The 24,351-nt window shown below is 63.6% G+C and carries 21 protein-coding genes and 1 tRNA gene; 3 read left to right on the top strand and 19 right to left on the bottom strand.

Annotated features, from left to right (window positions below; translation table 11 throughout):
* Positions 1–46: 46 nt before the first annotated feature.
* A complete protein-coding gene (gene aat, locus AC3XQU_RS00295) occupies positions 47–781 on the bottom strand; it encodes a leucyl/phenylalanyl-tRNA--protein transferase (RefSeq protein ID WP_489872131.1) in 735 nt (244 codons plus the stop codon).
* Between the two features lie 14 nt (positions 782–795).
* Positions 796–1,377 (bottom strand): NUDIX hydrolase, encoded by a 582-nt coding sequence (locus AC3XQU_RS00290; protein ID WP_489872130.1) that lies wholly within the window; start codon positions 1,375–1,377, stop codon positions 796–798.
* Between the two features lie 176 nt (positions 1,378–1,553).
* Here AC3XQU_RS00290 and AC3XQU_RS00285 point away from each other — a divergent pair.
* Together AC3XQU_RS00285 and AC3XQU_RS00280 are read left to right on the top strand one after the other, a co-directional pair.
* A tRNA-Met gene (locus AC3XQU_RS00285) sits at positions 1,554–1,630 on the top strand.
* Positions 1,631–1,803: 173 nt separating this feature from the next.
* Positions 1,804–2,217: a T6SS immunity protein Tdi1 domain-containing protein gene (locus AC3XQU_RS00280; protein WP_489872129.1), complete on the top strand. Its 414-nt coding sequence runs from the start codon at positions 1,804–1,806 to the stop codon at positions 2,215–2,217.
* Positions 2,218–2,241: 24 nt separating this feature from the next.
* Here AC3XQU_RS00280 and AC3XQU_RS00275 read toward each other — a convergent pair whose 3' ends face one another.
* From AC3XQU_RS00275 to AC3XQU_RS00195, 17 genes are all read right to left on the bottom strand, one after another.
* On the bottom strand, positions 2,242–3,129 hold the full coding sequence (locus AC3XQU_RS00275; RefSeq protein WP_489872128.1) for a DNA-3-methyladenine glycosylase family protein: 888 nt from the start codon (positions 3,127–3,129) through the stop codon (positions 2,242–2,244).
* On the bottom strand, positions 3,129–4,037 hold the full coding sequence (locus AC3XQU_RS00270) for a DMT family transporter (RefSeq protein ID WP_489872127.1): 909 nt from the start codon (positions 4,035–4,037) through the stop codon (positions 3,129–3,131). Before AC3XQU_RS00270 ends, AC3XQU_RS00275 begins: the two co-directional genes overlap by 1 nt.
* Positions 4,038–4,130: 93 nt before the next feature.
* Positions 4,131–5,144 (bottom strand): XdhC family protein, encoded by a 1,014-nt coding sequence (locus tag AC3XQU_RS00265; RefSeq protein WP_489872126.1) that lies wholly within the window; start codon positions 5,142–5,144, stop codon positions 4,131–4,133.
* Positions 5,145–5,297: 153 nt separating this feature from the next.
* Positions 5,298–6,383 (bottom strand): M48 family metallopeptidase, encoded by a 1,086-nt coding sequence (locus AC3XQU_RS00260; protein ID WP_489872125.1) that lies wholly within the window; start codon positions 6,381–6,383, stop codon positions 5,298–5,300.
* A gap of 26 nt (positions 6,384–6,409) precedes the next feature.
* Complete coding sequence (dut, locus tag AC3XQU_RS00255) at positions 6,410–6,859, bottom strand: dUTP diphosphatase (protein WP_489872124.1); 450 nt, start codon at positions 6,857–6,859, stop codon at positions 6,410–6,412.
* A 13-nt stretch (positions 6,860–6,872) separates the two neighbouring features.
* Positions 6,873–8,093 (bottom strand): bifunctional phosphopantothenoylcysteine decarboxylase/phosphopantothenate--cysteine ligase CoaBC, encoded by a 1,221-nt coding sequence (gene coaBC / locus AC3XQU_RS00250; protein WP_489872719.1) that lies wholly within the window; start codon positions 8,091–8,093, stop codon positions 6,873–6,875.
* A 47-nt stretch (positions 8,094–8,140) separates the two neighbouring features.
* A complete protein-coding gene (gene lspA, locus AC3XQU_RS00245; RefSeq protein ID WP_489872123.1) occupies positions 8,141–8,668 on the bottom strand; it encodes a signal peptidase II in 528 nt (175 codons plus the stop codon).
* Positions 8,669–8,741: 73 nt separating this feature from the next.
* Positions 8,742–11,633, bottom strand: a complete 2,892-nt coding sequence (gene ileS, locus AC3XQU_RS00240) for an isoleucine--tRNA ligase (RefSeq protein WP_489872122.1) — start codon at positions 11,631–11,633, stop codon at positions 8,742–8,744.
* Positions 11,634–11,707: 74 nt separating this feature from the next.
* On the bottom strand, positions 11,708–12,679 hold the full coding sequence (locus tag AC3XQU_RS00235; RefSeq protein WP_489872121.1) for a bifunctional riboflavin kinase/FAD synthetase: 972 nt from the start codon (positions 12,677–12,679) through the stop codon (positions 11,708–11,710).
* A 329-nt stretch (positions 12,680–13,008) separates the two neighbouring features.
* On the bottom strand, positions 13,009–14,235 hold the full coding sequence (locus tag AC3XQU_RS00230) for a tetratricopeptide repeat protein (protein WP_489872120.1): 1,227 nt from the start codon (positions 14,233–14,235) through the stop codon (positions 13,009–13,011).
* A 66-nt stretch (positions 14,236–14,301) separates the two neighbouring features.
* Complete coding sequence (locus AC3XQU_RS00225) at positions 14,302–14,733, bottom strand: ExbD/TolR family protein (RefSeq protein ID WP_489872119.1); 432 nt, start codon at positions 14,731–14,733, stop codon at positions 14,302–14,304.
* A gap of 78 nt (positions 14,734–14,811) precedes the next feature.
* A complete protein-coding gene (locus AC3XQU_RS00220) occupies positions 14,812–15,240 on the bottom strand; it encodes an ExbD/TolR family protein (RefSeq protein WP_489872118.1) in 429 nt (142 codons plus the stop codon).
* Between the two features lie 3 nt (positions 15,241–15,243).
* Positions 15,244–16,182, bottom strand: coding sequence for a MotA/TolQ/ExbB proton channel family protein (locus tag AC3XQU_RS00215; RefSeq protein ID WP_489872117.1), 939 nt, complete (start codon positions 16,180–16,182; stop codon positions 15,244–15,246).
* Between the two features lie 84 nt (positions 16,183–16,266).
* Positions 16,267–16,929 carry an energy transducer TonB gene (locus AC3XQU_RS00210; protein WP_489872116.1) on the bottom strand — a complete coding sequence of 221 codons (663 nt, stop codon included), beginning with the start codon at positions 16,927–16,929 and terminating at the stop codon, positions 16,267–16,269.
* A gap of 863 nt (positions 16,930–17,792) precedes the next feature.
* Entirely contained in the window at positions 17,793–19,316 is a 1,524-nt protein-coding gene (locus AC3XQU_RS00205; RefSeq protein ID WP_489872115.1) for a SpoVR family protein, read from the bottom strand.
* A 54-nt stretch (positions 19,317–19,370) separates the two neighbouring features.
* On the bottom strand, positions 19,371–20,642 hold the full coding sequence (locus AC3XQU_RS00200; protein ID WP_489872114.1) for a YeaH/YhbH family protein: 1,272 nt from the start codon (positions 20,640–20,642) through the stop codon (positions 19,371–19,373).
* A gap of 190 nt (positions 20,643–20,832) precedes the next feature.
* Positions 20,833–22,755, bottom strand: a complete 1,923-nt coding sequence (locus AC3XQU_RS00195; protein WP_489872113.1) for a PrkA family serine protein kinase — start codon at positions 22,753–22,755, stop codon at positions 20,833–20,835.
* Positions 22,756–23,339: 584 nt separating this feature from the next.
* On the opposite strand from AC3XQU_RS00195, the gene AC3XQU_RS00190 reads away from it, so the two are divergent.
* Positions 23,340–24,347: an adenosine deaminase gene (locus AC3XQU_RS00190; protein WP_489872112.1), complete on the top strand. Its 1,008-nt coding sequence runs from the start codon at positions 23,340–23,342 to the stop codon at positions 24,345–24,347.
* Positions 24,348–24,351 lie beyond the last annotated feature (4 nt).

Below are 24,351 nucleotides of genomic sequence, written 5' to 3'. Positions count from 1 at the left end.
GACGACGTGGTGCACCTATTTTAGCGAATTCGTGGCCGCGCCACCGTTAGCCAACCAACGGTGCCGCCACCTCCCAGCGGGCGATGGCGGGCTCGCGAATGGCCTCGCGCAGGTGGGCGAGAAAGGCGCTGCGGGGAATCGGCGCGGCGCCCAGCGAGGCCAGGTGGCCGGTCTCCTGCTGGCAGTCGATCATGCGCACGCCGTGCCGGCGCAAAAAAGCGACCAGGTAGGCAAGCGCCACCTTGGAAGCATCCGGCACGCGCGCGAACATCGATTCGCCATAGAACATGCGGCCGATGCAGACCCCATAGGCGCCACCCACCAGCTCGCCGTCCAGCCAGACTTCGGAAGAATGGGCATAGCCCATGGCGTGCAGGCCGGTATAGCCGTCGATGATCTCTTCCGAGATCCAGGTGCCGGGGCCGTCGCGGCGCGGCGCGGCGCAGGCGCGCATCACGTCCTCGAAGGCGCTGTCGAAGCGCACGTCCCAGCGCTGCCCGCCCGCTTCGCCGCCCGTGCGGCTGCGTTCGATGCGCTTGAGCGTCTTCTTGAGGCTGTCGCTGATCTTGAAACGGTCGGTCTGCAGCACCATGCGCGGGTCGGTGCTCCACCACAGGATGGGCTGGCCTTCCGAGAACCAGGGGAAGATGCCGTTCTGGTAAGCCAGCAGCAGGCGCTTGGGCGAGAGGTCGGCGCCGGCCGCGAGCAGGCCCGGCGCATCCATCGTCAATGCCTCGGACACGTCGGGAAACGGCGAAGTCGGCTCGAGCCAGGGAATCATGCGGCCTCGATGGGTCAGTCGGGTTCGCGGGGGGCCAGCATCGGGCGATTGATGTCCCGGCTGTGGAATCCGTAGCTGCCGCCCTCGCGGATTTTGACGCGGTCGGCGAAGAACAGTTCGAGCGTGTTGCGCACCGTGGGGAAGGCCAGGTCGTCCCAGGGGATCTCGTCCTGCGCAAACATCTGCACGTCGAGGCTTTCCTCGCCGGGCGCGAAGTCGAGGCTGCGCAGGCGCGCCAGGTAGAACAGGTGCACCTGGTGGACATGGGCCACGTTCAGCAGGGTGAACAGGGGGCCCAGTTCGATATCGGCGCCGGCTTCTTCCTCGGTTTCGCGGATGGCGGCCTGTTCGGTGGTCTCTTCGTTCTCCATGAAGCCTGCCGGCAAGGTCCAGTACCCATGGCGCGGTTCAATCGCACGCTTGCACAGCAGCACTTGCAGCTTGCCATCATGTTCCCAGACGGGAAGCGTGCCGATCACCAGCTTGGGATTCTGGTAGTGGATGGTGTGGCATTGCGGGCAGACATAGCGCGGCCGGTTGTCGCCTTCGGGAATGGCCAGGGCGACGGGATGGGCGCACTCGGAACAGAATTTCATGGGGCGTCGGGAGGGTGGAATTGTGCTTACTTTACACTGAAATCCCGCGCGCATGAGATGCGGCACAGGCAGCTGCGCCGGCGCGCGGCCGGCGCCGGAAGCGGGCTTGTCCTGCAATTTCAATCTTTTAAGGAATTGCATTTGCGTAATCGGGCATGCCGGCGTATAATTCATTCCGCGGGGTGGAGCAGTCTGGCAGCTCGTCGGGCTCATAACCCGAAGGTCACAGGTTCAAATCCTGTCCCCGCAACCACATTCGAAAAGCCGCCGATTCGCAAGAGTCGGCGGCTTTTTCCATTGGCGCTGCTTCCCGGTGCGACACAGGTCAAACCTGGCGCGTCTGCCTGCAATCTTGCTTGCTCAGCCCGGTCCAACACAGGACGGCCGGCGCGATCGCGGCCGATGACGCCAAGGGGGAGACACAGCATGATCAATGTAGACGACATCAACGAGGCCTGGGGCTGGGTTGGCTTGACCGCCGTCGAGGTGCTGGGGGCCAATGCATTCGGTAATCTCATCATCCGCGACGACGAGGGCCGCTACTGGCGCCTGCGCCCGCAAGACCTGTGCTGCGAACCGCTGGCCGACAGCCGCGATGCGCTCGATGCGCTGTCCTATAACCAGGATTTCCTGAACGACTGGTATATGCCGGAAGTCGTGCACCTGGCCGAAGCGACGCTGGGGCCGTTGACCGACGACCGCAGGTATTGCCTCAAGATTCCCAGTGCCCTCGGCGGGCACTACGGGCGCGACAACCTTGCGACCGTTCCTCTGCCGGAACTGATCCGTTTTTCGGGGGAGGGGGCGCAACAGTTCGATGGATTGCCACGGTGGAATTGAGCACGTGAAGCGCGCCTCGGCGGCTCAGTCCGATTCCTTGCCCAGGCTGGCCCACAGGTAGGCCGCCGCCATCGTGCGATGCGGCGCGTAGCGAGCCAGCAGGCGCGCCGTGGCCGGGATGTCCGGACGGTTGTCGCCGCCCAGCAGGCGGTGGAAGGCGGTGCGGATGGCCACGTCGCCCTCCAGCGAACAATCCGGGTAGCCATAGCCACGCAGCAGCGCGTAGTTGACGGTCCAGGGACCGATGCCCTTGATTGCCAGCAGCTCCTGCACCACCTCGCCGATCGGCCGCTCGCGGTCCAGCAGGACGGCGCCGTCGCTGACGAGCTGGGCCAGCCGCAGCAGGGTTTCCGCTTTTGCGCGGGAGAACTTACGGCTAGTCAGCTCCTCTAGGGGAAGACGCGCCACGTCCCGCGCTTCCGGATAGCACCACAGGCCGCTCGTGTGGGGGCGGCCTGCAATCTGGATGAAGCTGCGCCGCAGCGAAATGGCGAAGGGTAAATTGATCTGCTGGCCGATGATGGCCCAGGTCAGCGCTTCGAACACCGTTGCCGACTGCACGATGCGCAGGCCCGGCTGGTGCGCCACCAGCGGTCCCAGGGCGGGGTCGTCGCGCACGAAGGCGGCGAACGCCGTGGGGTCGATGCGCAGGCCCAGGATGTTGCGTAGCGCCTCCTGTGCGTACTCGAGGAGGGCCGGCGTGAGCGGCCCGTCCGCGTCGACCGTGCAGCGCGCGCTATCGGCCTCGAACGTCACCTCCAGCACGGTCGGCACGCCGTCGAACAGCACACCCTTGCGCACGCCCTGCGGCGCCACCTGTTCCGCGAGCCCTTCGGCATCGCGGCTGTGGAAGGCCAGCACGTCCCGGGTGCGGTAGCCGGGCGGCAGGGCGATGCCGAACCGGGTCTGCATCACTTGCCCTGCACCGCGCCGGGCGTGCGCAGGAAGGCAGGCCTGAAGCCCGTGACCAGGGCCGTGCCGGCCAGCACGATGGCCGACCCCACCAGCGTGTGCCAGCCGATGGTTTCGTGCAGGAAGAGCGCGCCCCACAGGATCCCGAACATCGGGTTCAGGAAAGTCACCGTCAGCGCCGAGGTGGTGCCGACTTCCTCGATCAGCTTGAAGTAGAGGATGTAGGCGATCCCGCTGCACACCACGCCCAGCGCCAGCACGGCGGCCATGATGCCCACGGTCGGCTCGCCTGGCGCAGGGAAGAAGGCCAGCGCCGGGATGGTGCAGACGGTGGCGGCCCACATCGAACCGTGCGCATTGGCAAACGGCGCCACCGCCTTGGCCGACTTGGCGTACTGGCTGGCAATGCTGTAGCTGAAGGCCGCCACCAGCGCGGCGGCAATCGCGATGAAGGCGCCCGGGCGTTCCGACACGTGGTCGAAGCCCACCAGCAGCGCCACCCCGACGGTGCCCAGCAGCAGGCCGAGCGCGGCGCGCCCCGAGACGGCCTGGCGCGCCCACACGGCGCCCACCAGGGCGCCCCACATCGGCGCGGTGGCGTTGAGCACCGACAGCACCGACGCGCTCAGGGTGCGCGCGGCAAACGCGAACAGCAGGAAGGGCAGGGCCGAATTGAAGAAGCCCAGGATCAGGTAATGCTTCCAGTGCCGGCGCAGCTCGAGCGGCGCACCCTTGCCGCGCAGGCGCATGAACCAGGCGACGCCGGCCAGGAACAGGGCCGCGAACAGGACCCGGTATTCGATCAGGACGGCCGGCCCCAGCACGGGCGCGGCGATGCGCATGAAGAGAAAGGAGCCGCCCCAGATGGCGGCCAGCGCCACGAGGCGCAACATGTTCACGGTATTCATGGAAGGTCGAGTCGGGGCGAAGCTGCGATTATGGCGGCGCGCCCTTCAATGCGCCATCCGTTTCTTGCGTTGGTCGATGGCGGACCGGCCCGCTCAGGCCTCGCGCGCGCAGACGGCTGCCGTCGCGGGCGCCGGCGCGGCCGCATGCGGCACCAGCAGCGCGGCCGGCACGCCGTTCTTCACGGCCGTCATCTCGGCCATGATCGAGATCGCGATCTCGCTCGGGGTCTTGCTGCCGATGTAGATGCCGACCGGCCCATGCAGGCGCGCCAGCTGGGCTTCGTCGAGGTCGAACAGCTTGAGGCGCTCGCGCCGTTTCTCGTTGTTCAGGCGCGAGCCGATCGCGCCGACATAGAAGGCCTCGGACTTGAGCGCTTCCATCAGCGCCAGGTCGTCCAGCTTGGGGTCGTGGGTGAGCGCGACCACGGCGCAGCGCGCATCCAGCCGTGCTTCGATCACCAGGTCGTCGGGCATGGCATGCACCAGCTCCACGCCGGGCAGGTTCCAGCCGCTGCGGTATTCCTCGCGCGGGTCGCACACGGTTACGCGGTAATCCATGCCGCTGGCCACCTGGGCCAGGAAGCGCGACAGCGGGCCGGCGCCGATGATGAACAGGCGCCAGCGCGGGCCGTGGATGGTGGCCAGCACGCCGTCTTCGATGCGCTGGGTGGCGCTGGCGGCGGCGCGCTCGAGCGCAACCGCGCCGCTCGCCAGGTCCACGCGGCGTTCGACCAGCTCGCCCTCGCCCAGGCGCCCCAGCAGTTCGCGGATGCGGCTATCGTTCGACAGCGGTTCGATGGCCAGCTCGATGGTGCCGCCGCAGGGCAGGCCGAAGCGGTGCGCCTCGTCGGCGCTGATGCCGTAGCTGACGATCCGCGGGGCCGCCAGCTCGATGCCCCTGGCGCGCACCCGGTCGATCAGGTCGTCCTCGATGCAGCCGCCGGATACCGAACCGACCACGGTGCCGTCGGCGCGGATGCCGAGGGTGGCGCCGATCGGGCGCGGGCTCGAGCCCCAGGTCTTGACGACCGTGACCAGCTGGCAGCGGTGGCCCAGGGCCAGCCAGGCGTCGCAGGTCTTCAATACGTCGAGGTCGATACTGTCCATGAATGCCGGCCGCATGCACGGCGCCAGTGGTGAAGATGGACCATGATACAAAAAATGCGGGGGGCTTGCCGGTGGCGGGCAGAACGCGCGCCCGGGGAAAGCGCGGGGGAGGGAAACGTGGATGCCCGCCGGGGGCATCCACGCGGACGATGCTTACGGCGTCAGCGGCTGCTTGGCCGACTTCTTGGCCTTGACCTCGGCCACTGCCTTGTCGATGGCGGCAAGGCGCTGCGCCGTCGAAGGGTGGTTGGCCGTGTGGCTGTTCAGGACCGTGGCCGGATAGGTGCCGAGGAAGCGCTTCCAGAACGCGGAGGCACCGTCGATGCGGTAGTCGGCGCGCGCCAGCAAGTAGATCGCCAGGCGGTCGGCGGCCGCGTCGAGCCCTGCAGGCATGGCCTTGATGCCGCCGCTGCCGATCAGCATCGAGGTATCCGGCGAGATGTTCGTCAGGTTCTCGATGATGCCGCCGATGGTGGCGCCGTTGCGCTGCGTGGCCGCATGGCCCAGCATGTTGTGCGCCATGGTGCGTGCGATGACATAGGCCAGTTCGTCGTCGCTCTGGGCAAAGCCCATCATGCCGCGGGTGAGCATCACGCGCTGGCCGTCGGCGTAGGCGTTGACGTTGTCGGCGTTGCCCAGCTCGATGCCGAAGGCGCAGGCGCGCGTGACCGGGATGCTCAGGTCGCGCGGCTTGCCATTGCGTTCGACCGTGAGCGGCAGCGTGGCTTGCTTGGCCACGATCGGGCGGAACACGGCGCCGGCCTGGGTCAAGGCATTCGGGCCCGGCGGGAGCGGCGTGCCGCCTGCGGCCAGCAGTGCGTCGCCTTTGCGCAGGCCGGCCTTGGCCGCGCCGCTGCCCACCAGCACGCTGGTGACCTGCAGGCGCTCGCCCATGCCCAGCACGGTGTGCGCGGCCTCGTTGTACTGGCCCGGATAGGCGTAGCGGTTCTTGGCGGTGAAGCCGAGCAGGTTGCGCGCGTGGCGGGTGCACAGTTCCGCGTTATCGATCAGCAGGGGAGCCGCGACCTTGTACAGGCGGTCTTGCAGCGCCGCCATTCTGGTGAGCGTCTCGGCTGCCGCCGTCATTTCCGGCGTCACTTGCGGGGTAGCAGGGGTAGCGGGGCCGAATGGGCCAGGCTGGGCGCCTGGGGCGGTTGGGCCTTGCGTGGCGCAGGCCGACAGCAGTGCGGCGAGCGTGACGCCCAACGCAGCCTGGCGCAGGCGATGAATGCGGATCATGGTCCTCCTCGGATTATTTTTGTTCGTTATTGTTTTCCGGTGCTGCCGAATCCTCCGGCGCCCCGTTCACTCGATGCAAACTCGTCTACCACGTTGAAGCCTACCTGCAGCACCGGCACGATCACGAGCTGGGCGAGCCGGTCCATCGGCTGCAGCGTGAAGGTGGTGTGGCTGCGGTTCCAGGTCGAGACCATCAGCTGTCCCTGGTAATCGGAGTCGATCAAGCCTACCAGATTGCCGAGAACGATGCCGTTCTTATGGCCGAGTCCACTACGCGGCAGGATCATGGCGGCATAGCCCGGATCGCCGATGTGGATGGCCAGGCCGGTCGGCACCAGGACCGTCTGGCCAGGCTCGATCGTGAGCGGCGCGTCGACGCAGGCGCGCAGGTCCAGGCCCGCGCTGCCGGGCGTGCCGTAGCTCGGCAGCAGGTCCTTCATGCGCGGGTCGAGGATCTTGAGGTCGATGTTCTTCATGTTCTTGTTTCGTTCAGGTCAGGAGCGAGCGCCGTTCCAGGCGCTTCGCGATCTCGGAAACCAGCTGGCGCGCCAAGGTAAGCTTGTCGGCGCGCTCGAGCAGGGTATGGCCGGTGTCGTCGAACAGGATGATGGTGTTTTCATCCTGCCCGAAGGTCTGCGGGCCGATATTGCCAACCAGCAGGGGAATGCCTTTTTTCTCGCGCTTGGCCGCGCCGAACTCCACCAGGTTTTCCGATTCGGCGGCAAAGCCCACGCAATACGGCCAGCCCGAGAGCGAGGTGGTGGCGGCGACCGAGGCCAGGATGTCGGCGTTCTGCACGAATTCCAGCTGGGGCGCGGCGCCGTCTTCGGTCTTCTTCATTTTCTGGTCGCTGGCATTGGCCACGCGCCAGTCGGCGACCGCCGCCACGCCGATGAAGACGTGCTGGCCTTCGACGCCCGCCATGACCGCATCGTGCATCTGCTGCGCCGTGAGCACGTCGATGCGGCGCACGCCGTGCGGCGTGCTCAAGGAAGTCGGGCCGGACACCAGCGTGACCTCGGCGCCGGCTTCGCGCGCGGCGCGCGCGACCGCATAGCCCATCTTGCCCGACGACAGGTTGGTGATGCCGCGCACCGGGTCGATCGGCTCGAACGTGGGCCCGGCCGTGATCAGCACGCGCCGCCCGGCCAGCACCTTGTGCTGGAAGGAAGCGATCAGTTCCTCGACCAGCTCCTCGGGCTCGAGCATGCGGCCCAGCCCTGTCTCGCCGCAGGCCTGGGAGCCGGCCGCGGGGCCGAACAGCTTGATGCCGTCTTCCCGCAGCCGGGCGACGTTGCGAGCCGTAGCGGGGTTTTCCCACATCTCGACGTTCATGGCCGGCGCGACGAGCAGCGGCACGTGGCGCGGGCGCGCCACGCATAGTGTCGAGAGCAGGTCGTCGCAGGCGCCGTGCGCGAGCTTGCGGATGAAGTCGGCCGAGCAGGGCGCGACCAGCACCGCGTCGGCGTGGCGGGTCAGGTCGATATGGGCCATGTTGTTGGCCATGCGGGGGTCCCACTGGTCGGTGAAGACCGGCTGGCCCGACAGGGCCTGCATGGTCACCGCGCCGATGAAATGGGTGGCCGCTTCGCTCATCACCACCTGCACGCTCGCGCCCTGCTTGACCAGGGCGCGGCACAGTTCCGCCGCCTTGTAGCAGGCCACGCCGCCGGTGAGGCCGAGGACGATTTTCTTGCCCCTGAGGTCCATGTTCATGCTGCCTCCAGAATCAGGATAGTTGCGTCAGGACGTGCGCATCAGGATTTGTTCACGCGCCGCAGTTCATCCAGGATGAACAGGCAGGCGCCGACCGAGATGCCGATGTCGGCGATGTTAAACGCCGGGAAGTGGCCCAGGCCCTTCCAGTAGAAATCGAGGAAGTCGATCACGTGGCCATAGGCCAGGCGGTCGATCAGGTTGCCGATGGCGCCGCCCATGATCAGGCTGAGGGCAAAGCAGAACAGGCGCTGGGTGGCGTGCTTCTTCATCAGGTAGAGCATGAAGCCGACCGCCACGATGGTCAGGGCCGTGAAGAAGTAGCGCTGCCAGCCGCCGGCATCGGCCAGGAAGCTGAAGGCCGCGCCCGGGTTGTAGACCTTGATCAGGTTGAAAAAGCTGGTCATCGGCAGCGTCTCGCCATAGGCGAAGCTGCGCTCGACGGTGAGCTTGGTCACCTGGTCGAGCAGGATCACGACCAGGGCGATGCCGAACCACGGCAGCAGGCTGGCCGAGCTCTTGTAGACCGGCTTGGCGCCGAGGGGTGCGGTTTTCTTTTTGGTAGCCATGATGATTGTGTCGATACCCGCCATGCCGTTTCAAGAAACGGCATGGCGGCGGACCCCGTGAGGGGAGGGGTTGTTACGCGAACCGGCGGTGCTCGCCGCTGCCGAACAGGTTGCTGGTGCAGCGGCCGCACAGGCCCGCGTGTGCGTGGTCGTGGCCGACGTCGCGGCGGTAATGCCAGCAGCGCTCGCACTTGGCCGCTTCCGACGGGGTCACGGCGACGGCTTCGTTGGCGGCGTCCGCGACCTGCTCGACGCTGGCCTGCGAGGTGATGAAGACGAACTTCAGGTCGTCGTCCAGGCTCGAGAGCAGCGCGAACTTGTCGCCGGCGGCCTTGATCGTCAGTTCCGCCTGCAGTGAGGAGCCGATGGCGCCGGAAGCGCGCACCTCTTCGAGCTGCTTGGTGACGTCGGTGCGCACGTCGCGCAGGGCCGCGTACTTGGCCAGCAGCGCCTCGGCATCGGGCAGCTCCGGGAAGGTCCACTGGGTCTGGGTGAAGATGGTCTCGTCGGAGTCCTGGTAGGCCTGCTGGCCAGCGAACACGGCCCAGGCTTCCTCGGCCGTGAACGACAGGATCGGCGCCATCACGCGCAGCAGCGACTGGGCGATGTGCCACAGCGCGGTCTGGGCCGAGCGGCGCGCCGGCGAGTCGATGCCCGTGGTGTACAGGCGGTCCTTCAGGATGTCGAGGTAGAAGCCGCCCAGGTCTTCCGAGCAGTAGTTCTGCAGGCGCGACACCACCGGATGGAATTCGTAGCGCTCGAAGTGCGCGCCGATGTCCTTCTGCAGCGCGGCCATCGCGGCGACCGCATAGCGGTCGATCTCGAGCATCCCGGCCACGGGCACGGCGTGCTGCGCCGGGTCGAAGTCCGAGGTGTTGGCCAGCAGGAAGCGCAGCGTGTTGCGGATGCGGCGATAGGATTCGGTCACGCGCTTGAGGATCTCTTCGCTGATCGACAGTTCGCCCGTGTAGTCGGTCGAGGCGACCCACAGGCGCAGGATGTCGGCGCCCAGGGTGTCCGAGATCTTCTGCGGCGCCAGCGTGTTGCCGAGCGACTTGCTCATCTTCTTGCCATGCTCGTCGACCGTGAAGCCGTGGGTCAGCAGCGCCTTGTAGGGCGGGCGGCCGTTGAGCATCGAGGAGGTCAGCAGCGACGAGTGGAACCAGCCGCGGTGCTGGTCCGAGCCTTCCAGGTAGAGGTCGGCCGGGAAGCTCGACTGCTCGGCGTGCGAGCCGCGCAGCACGGTCTGGTGGGTCGCGCCCGAGTCGAACCAGACGTCCAGCGTGTCCTTGTTCTTTTCGTAGTGGTGGGCGTCCTCGCCCAGCAGGGTGGCCGGGTCCAGGCTCTGCCAGGCGTCGATGCCATTCGCTTCGATCAGCTTGGCCACCTGCTCGAGCAGCTCCGGCGTGCGCGGGTGCAGGTCGCCGGTTTCCTTGTGGATGAAGAAGGCCATCGGCACGCCCCACTGGCGCTGGCGCGACAGGGTCCAGTCCGGACGGTTCTCGATCATGCCGTGCAGGCGCGCCTGGCCCCACTCGGGGAAGAACTTGGTGTCGGCGATGCCGCTGAGGGCCGTCTCGCGCAGGCTTTTTCCACCGTCTTTCGGGATCGTGTCCATGCCTGCGAACCACTGGCTCGTTGCGCGGTAGACGATCGGGGTCTTGTGGCGCCAGCAGTGCATGTAGCTGTGGTCGAACATCTTCAGCTCGAACAGGGCGCCGGCTTCGGTCAGCGCGCTGCAGATCGGCTTGGAGGCTTCCCAGATCGTCATGCCGCCGAACAGCGGCAGGTTGGGCGCGAAGCGGCCGTCGCCCATCACCGGCTTGAGGATGTCGTCGTCCTTCATGCCGTGCGCCTTGCACGACTGGAAGTCTTCCAGGCCATAGGCCGGCGCCGAGTGCACCACGCCGGTGCCGCTCTCGGTCGTGACGTAGTCGGCCAGGTACACCGGCGAGACGCGGTCGTAGAACGGGTCGGCCGCATACATCGGGTGCTTGAAGTGCAGGCCGCCCAGTTTTTCGCCCAGGGTAGTGGCGATGGTCTTGCCTTCGAACTTGTAGCGCGCCAGCACCGACTCGGCCAGGTCGGTGGCCAGGATCAAGAGCAGCGGCAGGCCGTCGCGCTCGGTCTGCACCAGCGAGTAGCTTACTTCCGGATTGACGTTCAGGGCCTGGTTCGAGGGGATGGTCCATGGCGTCGTGGTCCAGATCACGATGAAGCCGTTGGCGGTCGGCAGCTCGCCCAGGCCGAAGGCGCTCGCCACCTTGTCGGGCTCGGCGAACGGGAAGCCGACGTCGATCGCCGGGTCGCGCTTGTCCTGGTATTCGACTTCCGCTTCGGCCAGGGCCGAGCCGCAGTCGAAGCACCAGTTCACGGGCTTCAGGCCGCGGTAGACGTAACCCTTCTCCAGCAGCTTGCCCAGCGCCCGCAGCTCGTCGGCCTCGTTACCGTAGGCCATGGTCATGTACGGGTTTTCCCACTCGCCCAGCACGCCCAGGCGGATGAAGCCGGCGCGCTGGCGGTCGATCTGCTCGAGCGCGTAGGCGCGGGCCTTTTGCAGCACTTCGGCGGTCGGCAGGTTCTTGCCGTAGAGTTTTTCGATCTGGATCTCGATCGGCATGCCGTGGCAGTCCCAGCCCGGCACATAGGGCGCGTCGAAACCGGCCATGGTGCGCGATTTCACGACCATGTCCTTCAGGATCTTGTTGACGGCGTGACCGAGGTGGATGTCGCCGTTCGCATACGGAGGACCGTCGTGCAGGATGAATTTCGGACGGCCGGCCGAGGCCTTGCGGATGCGGTGGTAGAGCTTTTTTTCCTGCCATTGCTTGACCCAGCCCGGCTCGCGCTTGGCGAGGTCGCCGCGCATCGGGAAGGGGGTGTCGGTCATGTTGACCGGGTATTTGCTCTCAGGCTTCTTCGCACCTTTCGGCGCGGCGTTCTGGTCAGGTTTGGTATCGGACATAAGCTTCTTCTCTAGGGGATTCGATTCAGGGTCGCGGCAGGGCCGCGGACAGCGCTCAAGGGATCAAGGCGGCGTCAAATTCGGTCGGTGGCGGTCAGCGCGCCGTTGCGGCGCGCGAACCAGGCGCGCGCCTGCACGGCGTCGCTCTCGATGGCGTCGGTCAGGGTAGGCAGGTCGACGTATTTTTCTTCGTCGCGCAGCTTGGCCAGGAATTCGACCCGCACCAGCTTGCCGTAGGCCGAGGCGGCGTAATCGAAGACGTGCACCTCGAGCAGCATGCGGCCGGCGTCTTCGACGGTAGGGCGCACGCCCAGGCTGGCGACGGCCGGCAAGGGAGCGTCGGCCAGGCCATGCACCTGCACCACGAAGATGCCGCACAGGGCAGGGCGGTGCGCCACGCGCAGGTTCAGGGTCGGAAAGCCCAGCGTGCGGCCGAGCTTTTGCCCGTGGATGACGTGGCCCGACATGGTGTACGGGTGGCCCAGCAATTCCTGGGTGGCGTCGAAGTCGCCGGCGGCCAGCGCTTCGCGCACGGCCGACGACGAGATGCGGCGCGCGCCATGCAGCACGGCCGGCAAGGTCTCGACCTGGAAGCCGAACTCGCGGCCGGCTTCCTTGAGCATGGCGATGTCCCCCAGGCGCCGGGCGCCGTAGCGGAAATCGTCGCCGACCATCAGCCATTTCACGTGCAGGCCGTCGACCAGCACACGCTTGACGAAGTCCTGCGGGGCCTGGGCGGCGAAGTGTTCGTTGAAGTGCTCGACGATGACGCGGTCGATGCCGGAATCGGCCAGGTCGCTGAGCTTGTCGCGCAGGTTGGCGATGCGGGCCGGGGCCTTGGACAGGTCGGCACTGCGCTGGGCGAAATACTCGCGCGGATGCGGCTCGAAGGTCATCACGGCCGCTTCGATTCCCAGTCCGGCGGCGGCGCCGCGCACGTGGGCCAGCAATGCCTGGTGGCCACGGTGCACACCGTCAAAGTTGCCGATCGTGAGGGCGCAGGGTGCGCGCGCCCTGTCGTTGGGAAGTCCGCGAAATACCTTCATCAATGTGTTCCTTTGCGCAGCCGGCCGCTCCGGCGCGAAGTGCTGATTATACGGTAACTCGGATGTTGCACAGCAACGTGGGAAGGCGTCACGATCCCCTGCGCTCGTAGGGTGGGCGGCAAACGGTCCACTGGACTGTTTCTCTGCCCACGCGGTGATTGTTATCGGCTCCGTTCACGGACTGGATGATCTTGCCGCCAACGACCACCGCCCAGGCGGCTCAGCCGCCCACCTTACGATCCGGCATGATGCGAATGCCGTCGGCCCTGGACACGACCAAAAAAAAACGCCGCCTGCGAACAGGCGGCGTTTCATGACAGCTTGCTCGCTTAAGCGATCGGGCGGTTGATCGCCATGATCCAGTAGCGGGCCAGGTCGGCAGTGCCTTCCTTGCCGCCCACGGTCTTGAGCGTATTGATGGCTTGCTGCTTCTTGCCGGCGGCAGCGTAGGCTTCGCCCAGGCGTAGCTTGGCTTCGTCGGCGTAGCGCAGGCCACCGGCCTTGATTGCGCCTTCCATCATCTTCAGGCCCTTGTCGGCCTGGCCAGCCTGCACCAGCGAATAACCGAGACCGACCAGCGCGTCGTTGTCCTTGGCGGCCGTGTATTCGGCTTCCAGGGCAGCGACGTTCTTATTCTGCTCAGCCAGGTTCTTCTCGGCCAGTTCCTTCAGGCGCTGGTGACGCGCGGCGTCGGTGCCGGTGCCCAGGGCGCCGGCCTTGTAGCCCTTGTCGATGACCTTCAGGGCTTCAGCCGGAGCCTTGGCCTGCAGCACGAGCTGGGCCATTTCCATGTATTCGCTCGGCTTCTTCAGCAGGTTGTTGGCCAGCTTCAGGCGGTAGACATCCACCGCCAGGCGGCCGCTCGAGAAGCCTGGCTTGCCCTGCACGCGGTTGAGCAGGTCGGTCCAGTACTGGGTCTTCGGGTAGTTCGAGGCCAGCTTTTCGATGGTGGCGACGTAGCCGACCTTGTCGTTCTTCTTGAGCTGGATGTTCGCCAGCATGCCGAGCTCGTCTTCGCTCAGGCGGCCGCTTTTCTCGGCGTTGCGCAGTTCCTGCTCAAGCGCGGCGACATTGCCCTGCTTGTAATAGTTCTGCATCAGGTAGGCGCGCAGCTTTGGATCGTTGCCGTTCTTGAGCAGTTTCTGGATGGTGGCGTTTGCCTTGTTCAGGTCGCCGGCGCGCATGTAGATGCCGACCAGGCCTTCCGAGAACTGCGAACGCTCGCCGGCATTCAGCTTGCCCGAATCGAGCAGCTTTTCGAACGAGTTGGCAGCGGTGTTCCAGTCGCCGGCCGACGATGCCGCCGAGGCGCGCACGCGCTCGATCAGGAAGCGTTCGTTGTCGTCCTTGGCCGCTTTGTCCGCGTCGCGCAGGGCTGCCAGGGCACCCTTATGGTTGCCTTGCTTCATCAGCGATTGGGCTTGCTGGATCGGCTTGCCGATTTCGGCGCGCAGGACCGCGGCATGCACAGGCGCCAGGCCGACGACCGGCACGGCAGCGGTGAAACCGAGGGCGGCCAGTGCGAGGCCAAGGTGTGCGAGACGGAATTTAATCATCTGAAAACATCCTTCTTAAATGGACACGGCAGGGAAACCCTGCCGTGTTGGTCATACATGTGTCGATTACTGGAACTGCTCGTTACCGACCATGCCGATCTTGGTGACGCCGAGACGCTGGGCCGTTGCCATGACACCGGCAACCACCTTGTACTCGACCAGCTTGTTCGGACGCAGGTGCACTTCCGGCTGGTCAGGCATTGCAGCAACGCCGTTCATCTTGGCTTCCAGGGCCGCGCGGTCTCCGACAACTTCACCGTCCCAGAGGATGGTGCCGTCGAAGTCCACATCGATCGTTACGACCACTGGCTTGACCGTCGATGGCGGCGGAGTACCGACCGGCATGTTCAGGTTGACCGAGTGGTTTTGCTTCGGAATCGTGATAATCATCATAATGATCAGAACGAGCAGGACGTCAATCAGCGGCGTCATGTTCATTTCCATCATCGGTTCCGGATCGGCTCCTTTTGCGGAGCCCGAACCCACGTTCATGCTCATGGTGTTTCCTTTTCAAATGTTGGGGCAACGGACGCGGTATCAAGATCCCAGGAGGATAGTGATACCGCGGACAGGGTATTAGCCCTTGTCAGGTGGTTCGATGACGAAACCCACCTTCTGAATCCCAGCACGCTGAGCCGTGTAGATGACCCGGCCGATTGCTTCGTAGCGGCTAGCCTGGTCGCCGCGCACTTTCACAGCAGGTTGCGGCTGCTTCACCGACTGCTCCGCGAGGAACTTGAACAGCTCGTCCGTGTTCGCGATGCGCGTCTGGTTGTAGTACATCTCGCCATCTTTGTTGATGGTGATGTTGACGTCTTCCGGCTTGGTCTTGGTGACCTGGTTCGATTCTGCTGGAAGGGCGACCTTCTGCAGGTTCAGAACCACCGGGCTGGTGATCAGGAAGATGATCAGAAGAACCAACATGATGTCGACTAGCGGCGTCGTGTTGATCTCTGACATCACTGCATCTTCATCTCCGGAATCGGAGCCGACACTCATCGACATGATTTAACCAGCCTTCTTGGCGCCGGCAGCTGCGTTCGAGGTCGACATGGCGCCCGAGATCAGGACCGAGTGCACGTCAGCCGAGAACGAACGGACGTCTTCCATGACCGACTTGTTACGACGAACCAGCCAGTTGTAACCCAGAACCGCAGGAACCGCGACGAACAGACCGAAGGCGGTCATGATCAGTGCTTCACCCACTGGGCCTGCGACTTTGTCGATCGACGCGTTACCCGACATACCGATGGCGGTCAGCGCGTTGTAGATGCCCCAGACGGTACCGAACAGACCGATGAACGGCGAGGTCGAACCGACGGTTGCCAGGAACGACAGGCCGTCCTGCAGACGCGACTGGACGCGGTCCACTGCGCGCTGGATCTGCATGGTGACCCAGGTCGACAGGTCGATCTGCTCGAGCAGGGCGCCGTCGTGGTGCTGGGTTGCCTTGGTGCCGGTTTCAGCGATGAAGCGGAATGGCGAGCCTTCTTTCAGCGATGCCGAACCGGCAGCGATCGATGGGGCTTTCCAGAACTTGGCCGAAGCTTCCTTCGACTGGCGCATGATCTTCTGCTGGTCGATCAGCTTGGTGATGATGATGTACCACGAACCGATCGACATCAGGGCCAGGATGATGATGGTGCCTTTGTTGACGAAGTCGCCTTCTTCCCACATGGCGCCGATGCCGTATGGGTTGTGGACTTCTTCGGTCGAGCCAGCAGCAGCTGCAGGAGCGGCTGCGTCGCCAGCAGGAGCGGCAGCAGCGTCGGCAGCCGGTGCAGCAGCTGCGTCGGCAGCCGGTGCTGCAGCCGCGTCAGCCGCCGGAGCGGTGGCGCCTGCGGCAGGAGCGTCAGCGAAGGCTGGTGCGGAGACCAGGGCCGATGCCGCCGTTACCGAGAACAGGACAGCCGCCAGCATAGCGGACAAACGGGTATTCTTAAACATGCTTCCTCCAAAAATATAAAATAGACAGTTCGCTGAACTTATAACAACGAAAATCAAAGATTGAGACGGTGTTCTGTCTCGGTTTTATTCCAGCGTCCAGACGTACTGCACCGCTGTCCACGCCTGTTGCGGCTGGCCATCAACCATGGCCGGCTTGAATCGGCATTTCGTCAGAGCCGTTTGTGCGGCTCGGTCCAGGTCGCGGAAGCCACTCGACTTCTGCAGTTTGGAATCCATCACGCGACCATCAGCACCAATCAGGAACTGCAGGGTCGTGGTACCGGTTTCTTCGTTACGCTGCGACGAACGCGGATATTCCGGGCGTGCGCAGGTGTTGAAGTCGGCCACTGCTTCGGTACGGCTCGGACCACGTGGCGCTGCCGGCGGTGCCGCAGGCGGTGCTGGTGGTGCCGGCGGTGCCAGCGAGGTGGTCGGCGGCGGCGTGTTGGTTGCCGTCGTGATCGCATTCTGCGGCGGCGGAGGCGTCTGCACCTGCACTTCGACCGGCGGGATGAACGGCGGTGGCGGAGCCTTCATTTCCGGCGGTGGCGGCGGTGGCGGCGTGTCCGGCGGTGGCGGCGGCTTCACCTCTTCGATCAGTTTCGTTTCCACAGCCTCGGTTACCTTGCTCACGATCCGGGTACCCAGGCCATTGACTACTGCCCAAGCTACCAGAACGTGCAACAGGATGACAATGGCGAGACCTGTGAAATTCTTTCCCGGGTTCTTCTCATGCGTAAAATTCATGCCATCTTTCTCCAATACCAACTCTTTTTTGTTGCCACTAAACCCACTCAACACGACAAAAACCTAGGGCCGCTTGCGGGAGATCAAAGAATTATACCTACGAATTCTTTTTTGAGCATACATTTTTGCATACTCAAAAGACTTCTATCTGCCTGTAAAAACAGGCAAACAAGCTCATCTATACACGCTCGGCGCCAGCAGTTTTGTGGTCCAGAAAGCAAGGATGATTTGTAATTGTTTGTCGCAGTTCTCCTCCATGTGTGGATCATCAGGCAGGAATGCCGCATTTACCAAATTTTTACTGCCCAAATCGGCTAATGGCAAATTTCATATTACCAACTCGTGGTGTTTCTGCAAACTATAGCCAGTTTTATGAAACCCGTGCGTACTGTTGACCTGCCAAAAGCGAGGCGCTTCCTGCTGCGAGCCATAGCTGAAAGTCATGGGCGAAACCCGTCTTGATATGCTTCAGTAGTACGAAAGACAAGCATTCGACTCCACCATCACGACGTCTGCATAGCAAAACTACATGACATCGAGCGGTTTGAACAGTGTGTTAGCGCACCCAAGCGCAAATAAAGTTGCGGGGAGGTGGACGCCGGGGCGTGGGTGGGGTGGTAATGCGACTGGGGATGCTAAGGAAAAAAGGGTAATGGGCAACAGTATCCGGCTCCGGCAGGAGGACCCACCACGCCTTGCTGCTGGCGAATGGCGCAGCTCGGCGGTGCGCCGCTGATCCGGGCGCCGTTCTCGTGCGCGTCATCAAGGATAGCCGGATCCGGGCCGGGCCGAAGCGCGATTGAAGAGAAACCGGCGAATGCCCAATCCGCCACCAGGAGGCGGCGGATCGGCAGGGGGCAAAGTCAGCGTCCGCGTTTCTCGCGGCGGCACTCGAGGAAGCTGACCACGTGGCCGCTCGGGTCCACGGTTTCGAGGCGGACGTCGAAGCCCCACAGGCGGGCCACGTGCTTGAGCACTTCCTGGGCCTGCTGGTTCAGCGGGCGCCGGTTGAATTGGGTATGGCGCAGGGTAAGGGCACGGTCGTCCCTGGTATTGACCTGCCACACCTGGATGTTCGGCTCGCGGCTGCCGATGTTGTACTGCTCGGCCAGCTTGTGGCGCACGTAGCGGTAGCCCTGTTCGTCGTGGATCGCCGAAATGGTGAGTTTGTCGCTGCGGTCGTCGTCGAGCACGGCGAAGAAGTGGAAATCGCGGATCAGCTTGGGCGACAGGTATTGGGCGATGAAGCTCTCGTCCTTGAAGTTGCGCATCGCAAAGTCGAGGGTCTTGAGCCAGTCGCTACCGGCCATGTCCGGGAACCAGGCCCGGTCTTCATCGGTAGGCTCTTCGCAAATGCGCCGAATGTCGGTCATCATCGCGAAACCCAGTGCGTACGGATTGATGCCGCTGTAATAGGGGCTGGTGGCCGGCGGCTGGTACACGACGTTGGTGTGACTTTGCAGGAATTCCAGCATGAAGCCGTCGCCGACGATGCCTTCCTTGTACAGGTCTTGCAGGATGGTGTAATGCCAGAAGGTGGCCCAGCCTTCGTTCATTACCTGGGTCTGGCGCTGGGGATAAAAGTATTGCGAGATCTTACGCGTGATGCGCACCAGCTCCCGCTGCCAGGGTTCCAGCAGGGGCGCGTATTTTTCGATGAAGTAGAGCAGATTCTCCTCGGGCTCGGGCGGGAAGCGCACCGGCGCCGTGTCCGCCACCTGTTCTTCGCGCAGCGGCAGCGTGCGCCAGATCGAGTTGACCTGGGACTGGGCATATTCCTCGCGCTCTTTCAGACGGGCTTTTTCTTGTGCTACCGAGAGCTTGGCCGGACGCTTGTAGCGGTCGACCCCGTAGTTCTGCAGGGCGTGGCAGGAGTCGAGCAGGTCTTCGACGGCATCGATGCCATAGCGCTGCTCGCACTCGGCGATATAGTTCTTGGCAAACACCATGTAGTCGACAATGGCGTCGGCATCGGTCCAGGTGCGGAACAGGTAATTGCCTTTAAAGAAGGAATTGTGCCCGTAGGCAGCGTGGGCAATCACCAGCGCCTGCATGGTCAGGCTGTTTTCCTCCATCAGGTAAGCGATGCAGGGATTCGAATTGATGACGATCTCGTAGGCCAGGCCCATCTGGCCGCGCTTGTAGCTTTTCTCGGTCGACAGGAAGTGCTTGCCGAAAGACCAGTGGTTGTAGGACACCGGCATGCCGACCGAGGTGTAGGCGTCCATCATCTGCTCGGCCGTGATGATCTCGAGCTGGTTCGGGTAGGTGTCCAGGTTGTAGCGCTTGGCCACCCGCTTGATTTCATCGTGCGCCTGCTCGATCAGATCGAAGGTCCATTCGGACTGTTCGGGCAGCGCGCGCGGGTTGTTCGGGTCTCGTGGCATGGGGTGCCTCCGTATCGGTTTTCAGCAGCGGGTTTGCGCTGCTTTCCTCTATCGCTACTTCGGCTGTTTCTTGAACAGCTCGCGGAAGACCGGATAGATATCGGCCGGCGTGACGATCTTCTGCATGGCGAAATTCTTGTGGTGGTCGGCCACCTCGCAATATTGCTCCCACAGGTTTTGCGGCGGGCCGTCGGTGATCTCGACATAGGTGTAGTACTGGACCCGCGGCATGATGGCGTTGTTCAGGATCTGCTTGCACAGTACCGAGTCGTTGTCCCAGTTGTCGCCGTCGGAGGCCTGGGCCACGTAGGCATTCCAGTCCGAGCTGCCGTAGCGCTCGGCAATGACTTTCTGCAGCAGGTGCAGGGCCGAGGACACCACGGTGCCGCCGGACTCGCGCGAATGGAAGAATTCGTTCTCGTCGACCTCGGCCGCCGCCGTGTGGTGGCGGATGAAGACCACTTCGATCTTCTCGTACACGCGTTTGAGGAACAGGTAGAGCAGGATGAAGAAGCGCTTGGCGGTGTCCTTGCGGGTCTCGTCCATCGAGCCGGAAACGTCCATGATGCAGAACATGACGGCCTGGGTGCTGGGCTTGGGCACCTTGATCCGGTTCGAGTAGCGCAGGTCGAAGGGGTCGATGAAGGGAATGGCGTTGAGGCGAATGTGCAGGTGGTGGATGCGCTCCTTGAGCTCGACCACCATCTCGTCGTCCAGCGGCGCGCCGGCATCCAACAGCAACTGCAATTCTTCCTCGGCTTCGCGCAGCTGGCGCCGGGCCGGGCCGCCCACGGCGATGCGGCGGCCGAGTGCGCCGCGCAAGGAGCGCAGCACGTGGATGTTCGAGGGCGTGCCGGAGACGTTGTAGCCGGCGCGCTGGCTCTTGAATTCGACAGTCTGGGCAAGCTGGGTCTTGACCATGTTCGGCAGCTCGAGATCTTCGAAGAAATAATTCATGAATTCTTCGCGCGAAAGCTCGAAGATGAAATCGTCTTCGTTGGTCTGGTCGCTGTTGCCGGCGCGCCCGCGCCCGGCGCCGCCGCCGCCGCTGCGGGGGCGGTTGAACTGGTCGCCTTTCTGGTATTCGGTGTTGCCGGGGTTGACCGTTTCCCAGACGCCGCCATGGGCGTGGCCAAAATGCGGCTCGTTCACGTCCTTGACGGGAATCGTGACCTTCTCGCCGTTCTCGATGTCGGTGATCGAGCGGCCCTTGATCGCGCGGCCGACCGCATCCTTGATTTGCGCCTTGTAGCGGCGCAGGAAGCGTTCGCGGTTGACCGCTGACTTGTTCTTGCCCTGCAAGCGACGGTCGATGAGGTAAGTCAAAACAGGCCTCCCTGGAAACACTCGGGGTACCGGCAAGCTCCCGGTGCCCTTATCTTAATACGCTGCGCGATTGTGCGTGCGGCGCACATGCCAACGAAGCCGAAGGTCCGGGGCGGGGCCTGCGCCGCCGCCGGGCGGCCTCGTCAAGCACAGAGCGCGGGGCGCGCCGGGCGCACCCCGCGCTCCTTGCTTACGAGGACTTCCTCACGCGCAAGTACCATTCGCAGAGCAGGCGCACCTGTTTCGGCGTATAGCCCTTCTCGACCATGCGGGCCACGAAGTCGGCATGCTTGTTGGCATCCTCGGCACTGGCCTTGGCATTGAAGGAAATCACCGGCAGCAATTCCTCGGTGTTCGAGAACATCTTCTTCTCGATCACGCTACGGAATTTCTCGTAGCTGGTCCATGCCGGGTTCTTGCCGGCATTCGTCGCCCGCGCACGCAGGCTGAAGTTGACGATCTCGTTGCGGAAGTCTTTCGGATTCGAGATGCCGGCCGGTTTCTCGATCTTCTCGAGTTCGGCATTGAGCGATTCGCGGTCGAAGCTCTCGCCGGTATCCGGATCGCGGAATTCCTGGTCCTGGATCCAGAAGTCGGCAAAGGTCACGTAGCGGTCGAAGATGTTCTGGCCGTATTCCGAATAGCTTTCCAGGTAGGCGGTCTGGATTTCCTTGCCGATGAAATCGACATAGCGCTGCGCCAGGTGCTCCTTGATGTACGACAGGTAGCGCTGCTCGGTCTCCGGCGGGAATTGCTCGCGCTCGATCTGCTGTTCGAGCACGTAGAGCAGGTGCACCGGGTTGGCCGCCACTTCGGTATTGTCGAAGTTGAAGACCTTAGACAAGATCTTGAAGGCAAAGCGCGTCGACAAGCCGTTCATGCCTTCGTCCACGCCGGCGTAGTCGACGTATTCGTGCAGCGACTTGGCTTTCGGGTCGGTGTCCTTCAGGTTCTCGCCGTCGTAGACCAGCATCTTGGAATAGATGCTGGAGTTTTCCGGGTCCTTCAGGCGCGACAGGATGGCGAACTGGGCCATCATGCGCAGCGTGCCCGGGGCGCAGGGCGCCTTGTCGAGCGAGGAGTTGTGCATCAGCTTGTCGTAGATCTTGATCTCGTCCGACACGCGCAGGCAATAGGGCACCTTGACGATATAGATGCGGTCGAGGAATGCCTCGTTGTTGCGGTTGTTGCGGAAGGTCTTCCACTCGGACTCGTTCGAGTGCGCCAGCACGATACCCTCGAAGGGAATCGCGCCGAAACCTTCGGTGCCCTTGTAGTTGCCTTCCTGCGTGGCCGTCAGCAGCGGGTGCAGCACCTTGATCGGCGCCTTGAACATCTCGACGAATTCCATCAGGCCCTGGTTGGCCAGGCACAGGCCGCCGGAATAGCTGTAGGCGTCCGGATCGTCCTGGGCATAGTCTTCGAGCTTGCGGATATCCACTTTGCCGACCAGCGAGGAAATATCCTGGTTGTTCTCGTCGCCGGGTTCGGTCTTGGAAATCGCGACCTGCTTCAGGATCGACGGATAGCGCCGCACCACGCGGAACTTGTTGATGTCGCCGCCGAACTCGTGCAGGCGCTTGACCGCCCAGGGGCTGGGGATCGCGCGCAGGTAGCGGCGCGGGATGCCGTAGTCTTCTTCGAGGATGGTGCCGTCTTCGAGCTCGTTGAACAGGCCCAGGGGCGACTCGTTCACGGGCGAACCCTTGATCGCATAGAAGGGCACGTGTTCCATCAGGCTCTTGAGCTTTTCCGCGATCGACGATTTACCGCCCCCGACCGGGCCCAGCAGGTAAAGGATCTGCTTGCGCTCTTCCAGGCCCTGCGCCGCGTGGCGGAAGTAGGAGACGACTTGCTCGATCACTTCTTCCATGCCGTAGAACTCGCGGAAGGCCGGATAGATCTTGATGACCTTGTTCGCAAATATGCGCGACAAACGCGGGTCGAGGCGGGTGTCGACCAGGGTCGGCTCGCCAATGGCGGCCAGCATGCGCTCCGGGGCGGTGGCGTAGGTGAGGGGATCCTGTTTGCACAATTGGAGGAACTCCGACATGGAATATTCCTCTTCCCGGGTGCGCTCGTAGCGGGCTGCGTAGTTGTCAAAGATGCTCATTTCGAATGTCCTTTATGTACAAACAGCGTGTGCTAACAACGATCACTGTCATGGCAGCCGAATTGTCAAAGGCAGCCCTGGGCCCCGGGTTTTGTTGGCGTTGCTCCTGTCGGTCGCCCGCATGCGCAGCCGGGATCGCCGGTAGCGCGGATGCTGCGATTTTTTTTGTTATCGACCCGGAATGGACCTGCGCGGCCCTTCCGATCTCCCGCTGTTGGAGAGCGTCTTTTTTGCGTTTGTGAAATTTATTATGTGCCTATTAGTTCCCGAAGTCAAAGCGTGTCGTGCAAGCTGATGTAAGTTCTGTAAGTGCTTGAATCGAATAAGGAAAGAAGGTTTTTGCAAGCACGCGGCGGAGGCGTAAAAGAAGCGTATTGACGCCATTCCGACATCGTCGATCGCTGCAAATCGGCCTGCTTCCGGCGCGCTGTTTTTTCCATCGCCGCGCGCCGATACTGCACTGTAGCCCGAGGCGGCGGCGCACGCAAATCGTGCCCGGCAAGTGCAGCTTTTACCTATGACGGAAAGCCTTTTGCAGGCATGCGTTACACTTGTCGATCATGTCTTGTCCCGCCGGAGAAACTATGCTGAACGACCAGCTGCGCCGCATTCTGCTCACCATGCCGAAGGCCGAATTACATATCCATATCGAAGGATCGCTGGAGCCAGAGCTGATATTTGAGCTGGCACAAAGAAATGGCGTCTCGCTGCCCTATCCCTCGGTCGAGGCGTTGCGCGAGGCCTACGCTTTCAGCGATCTGCAGTCCTTCCTGGACATTTATTACGCCGGCGCCAGCGTGCTCCTGACCGAACAGGATTTCTACGACATGACGGCGGCCTACCTGGCGCGCGCCGCGCTGGATAACGTACGCCACACCGAAATCTTCTTCGACCCGCAAACGCATACCGCGCGCGGCGTGCCGTTTGAAACCGTCATCACCGGCATCTGGCGCGCCTGCCAGGACGCGCCCATCAGCGCCAGCCTGATCATGTGCTTCCTGCGCCACCTGTCGGAAGAAGAAGCGCTGGCCACGCTCGACGAAGCGCTGCCTTACCGCGACAAGTTCATCGGCGTCGGCCTGGATTCCTCCGAAGTCGGCCATCCGCCCGAGAAATTCGCGCGCGTGTTCGAGCGCGCGCGCCAGCTTGGCCTGCGCCTGGTGGCGCATGCGGGCGAGGAGGGCCCGCCCGCCTATATCGAGAGCGCGCTGGACGTGCTCAAGGTCGAGCGCATCGACCACGGCGTGCGCAGCCTCGAAAGCCCGGAACTGGTGGCGCGCCTGGTGCGCGAGGGCATGGCGCTGACCGTGTGCCCGCTGTCGAACATCAAGCTGCGCGTGTTCGACGGGATGCAGAGCCACAACCTGCGCGAGCTGCTCGACAAGGGCCTGGCGGCCACCGTCAATTCGGACGACCCGGCCTATTTCGGCGGCTACATGAATGACAATTTCATCGCCGTCTTCGAAGCCTTGCCGCTCGACACCGGGCACGCGCGCCAGCTGGCGCATAACAGCTTTGCCGCGTCCTTCCTCGACCCGGAGCGCAAGCGCGCGTTCCTGGCCGAGGTGGACGCCTTCTTCGCTCACGCATAAAGGC

It is taken from the genome of Telluria sp. AZSoR62, from assembly GCF_058111565.1.
Note: the sequence above shows the minus strand (reverse complement) of the source record. Positions and strands in the feature narration are given on the sequence as shown.

Excerpts from the sequence above, each read along its gene's own strand:
- aat (WP_489872131.1), bottom strand. The coding sequence starts at position 781 with ATGATTCCCTGGCTCGAGCCGACTTCGCCGTTTCCCGACGTGTCCGAG.
- AC3XQU_RS00290 (WP_489872130.1), bottom strand. The coding sequence starts at position 1,377 with ATGAAATTCTGTTCCGAGTGCGCCCATCCCGTCGCCCTGGCCATTCCC.
- AC3XQU_RS00280 (WP_489872129.1), top strand. The coding sequence starts at position 1,804 with ATGATCAATGTAGACGACATCAACGAGGCCTGGGGCTGGGTTGGCTTG.
- AC3XQU_RS00275 (WP_489872128.1), bottom strand. The coding sequence starts at position 3,129 with ATGCAGACCCGGTTCGGCATCGCCCTGCCGCCCGGCTACCGCACCCGG.
- AC3XQU_RS00270 (WP_489872127.1), bottom strand. The coding sequence starts at position 4,037 with ATGAATACCGTGAACATGTTGCGCCTCGTGGCGCTGGCCGCCATCTGG.
- AC3XQU_RS00265 (WP_489872126.1), bottom strand. The coding sequence starts at position 5,144 with ATGGACAGTATCGACCTCGACGTATTGAAGACCTGCGACGCCTGGCTG.
- AC3XQU_RS00260 (WP_489872125.1), bottom strand. The coding sequence starts at position 6,383 with ATGATCCGCATTCATCGCCTGCGCCAGGCTGCGTTGGGCGTCACGCTC.
- dut (WP_489872124.1), bottom strand. The coding sequence starts at position 6,859 with ATGAAGAACATCGACCTCAAGATCCTCGACCCGCGCATGAAGGACCTG.
- coaBC (WP_489872719.1), bottom strand. The coding sequence starts at position 8,093 with ATGGACCTCAGGGGCAAGAAAATCGTCCTCGGCCTCACCGGCGGCGTG.
- lspA (WP_489872123.1), bottom strand. The coding sequence starts at position 8,668 with ATGGCTACCAAAAAGAAAACCGCACCCCTCGGCGCCAAGCCGGTCTAC.
- ileS (WP_489872122.1), bottom strand. The coding sequence starts at position 11,633 with ATGTCCGATACCAAACCTGACCAGAACGCCGCGCCGAAAGGTGCGAAG.
- AC3XQU_RS00235 (WP_489872121.1), bottom strand. The coding sequence starts at position 12,679 with ATGAAGGTATTTCGCGGACTTCCCAACGACAGGGCGCGCGCACCCTGC.
- AC3XQU_RS00230 (WP_489872120.1), bottom strand. The coding sequence starts at position 14,235 with ATGATTAAATTCCGTCTCGCACACCTTGGCCTCGCACTGGCCGCCCTC.
- AC3XQU_RS00225 (WP_489872119.1), bottom strand. The coding sequence starts at position 14,733 with ATGAGCATGAACGTGGGTTCGGGCTCCGCAAAAGGAGCCGATCCGGAA.
- AC3XQU_RS00220 (WP_489872118.1), bottom strand. The coding sequence starts at position 15,240 with ATGTCGATGAGTGTCGGCTCCGATTCCGGAGATGAAGATGCAGTGATG.
- AC3XQU_RS00215 (WP_489872117.1), bottom strand. The coding sequence starts at position 16,182 with ATGTTTAAGAATACCCGTTTGTCCGCTATGCTGGCGGCTGTCCTGTTC.
- AC3XQU_RS00210 (WP_489872116.1), bottom strand. The coding sequence starts at position 16,929 with ATGAATTTTACGCATGAGAAGAACCCGGGAAAGAATTTCACAGGTCTC.
- AC3XQU_RS00205 (WP_489872115.1), bottom strand. The coding sequence starts at position 19,316 with ATGCCACGAGACCCGAACAACCCGCGCGCGCTGCCCGAACAGTCCGAA.
- AC3XQU_RS00195 (WP_489872113.1), bottom strand. The coding sequence starts at position 22,755 with ATGAGCATCTTTGACAACTACGCAGCCCGCTACGAGCGCACCCGGGAA.
- AC3XQU_RS00190 (WP_489872112.1), top strand. The coding sequence starts at position 23,340 with ATGCTGAACGACCAGCTGCGCCGCATTCTGCTCACCATGCCGAAGGCC.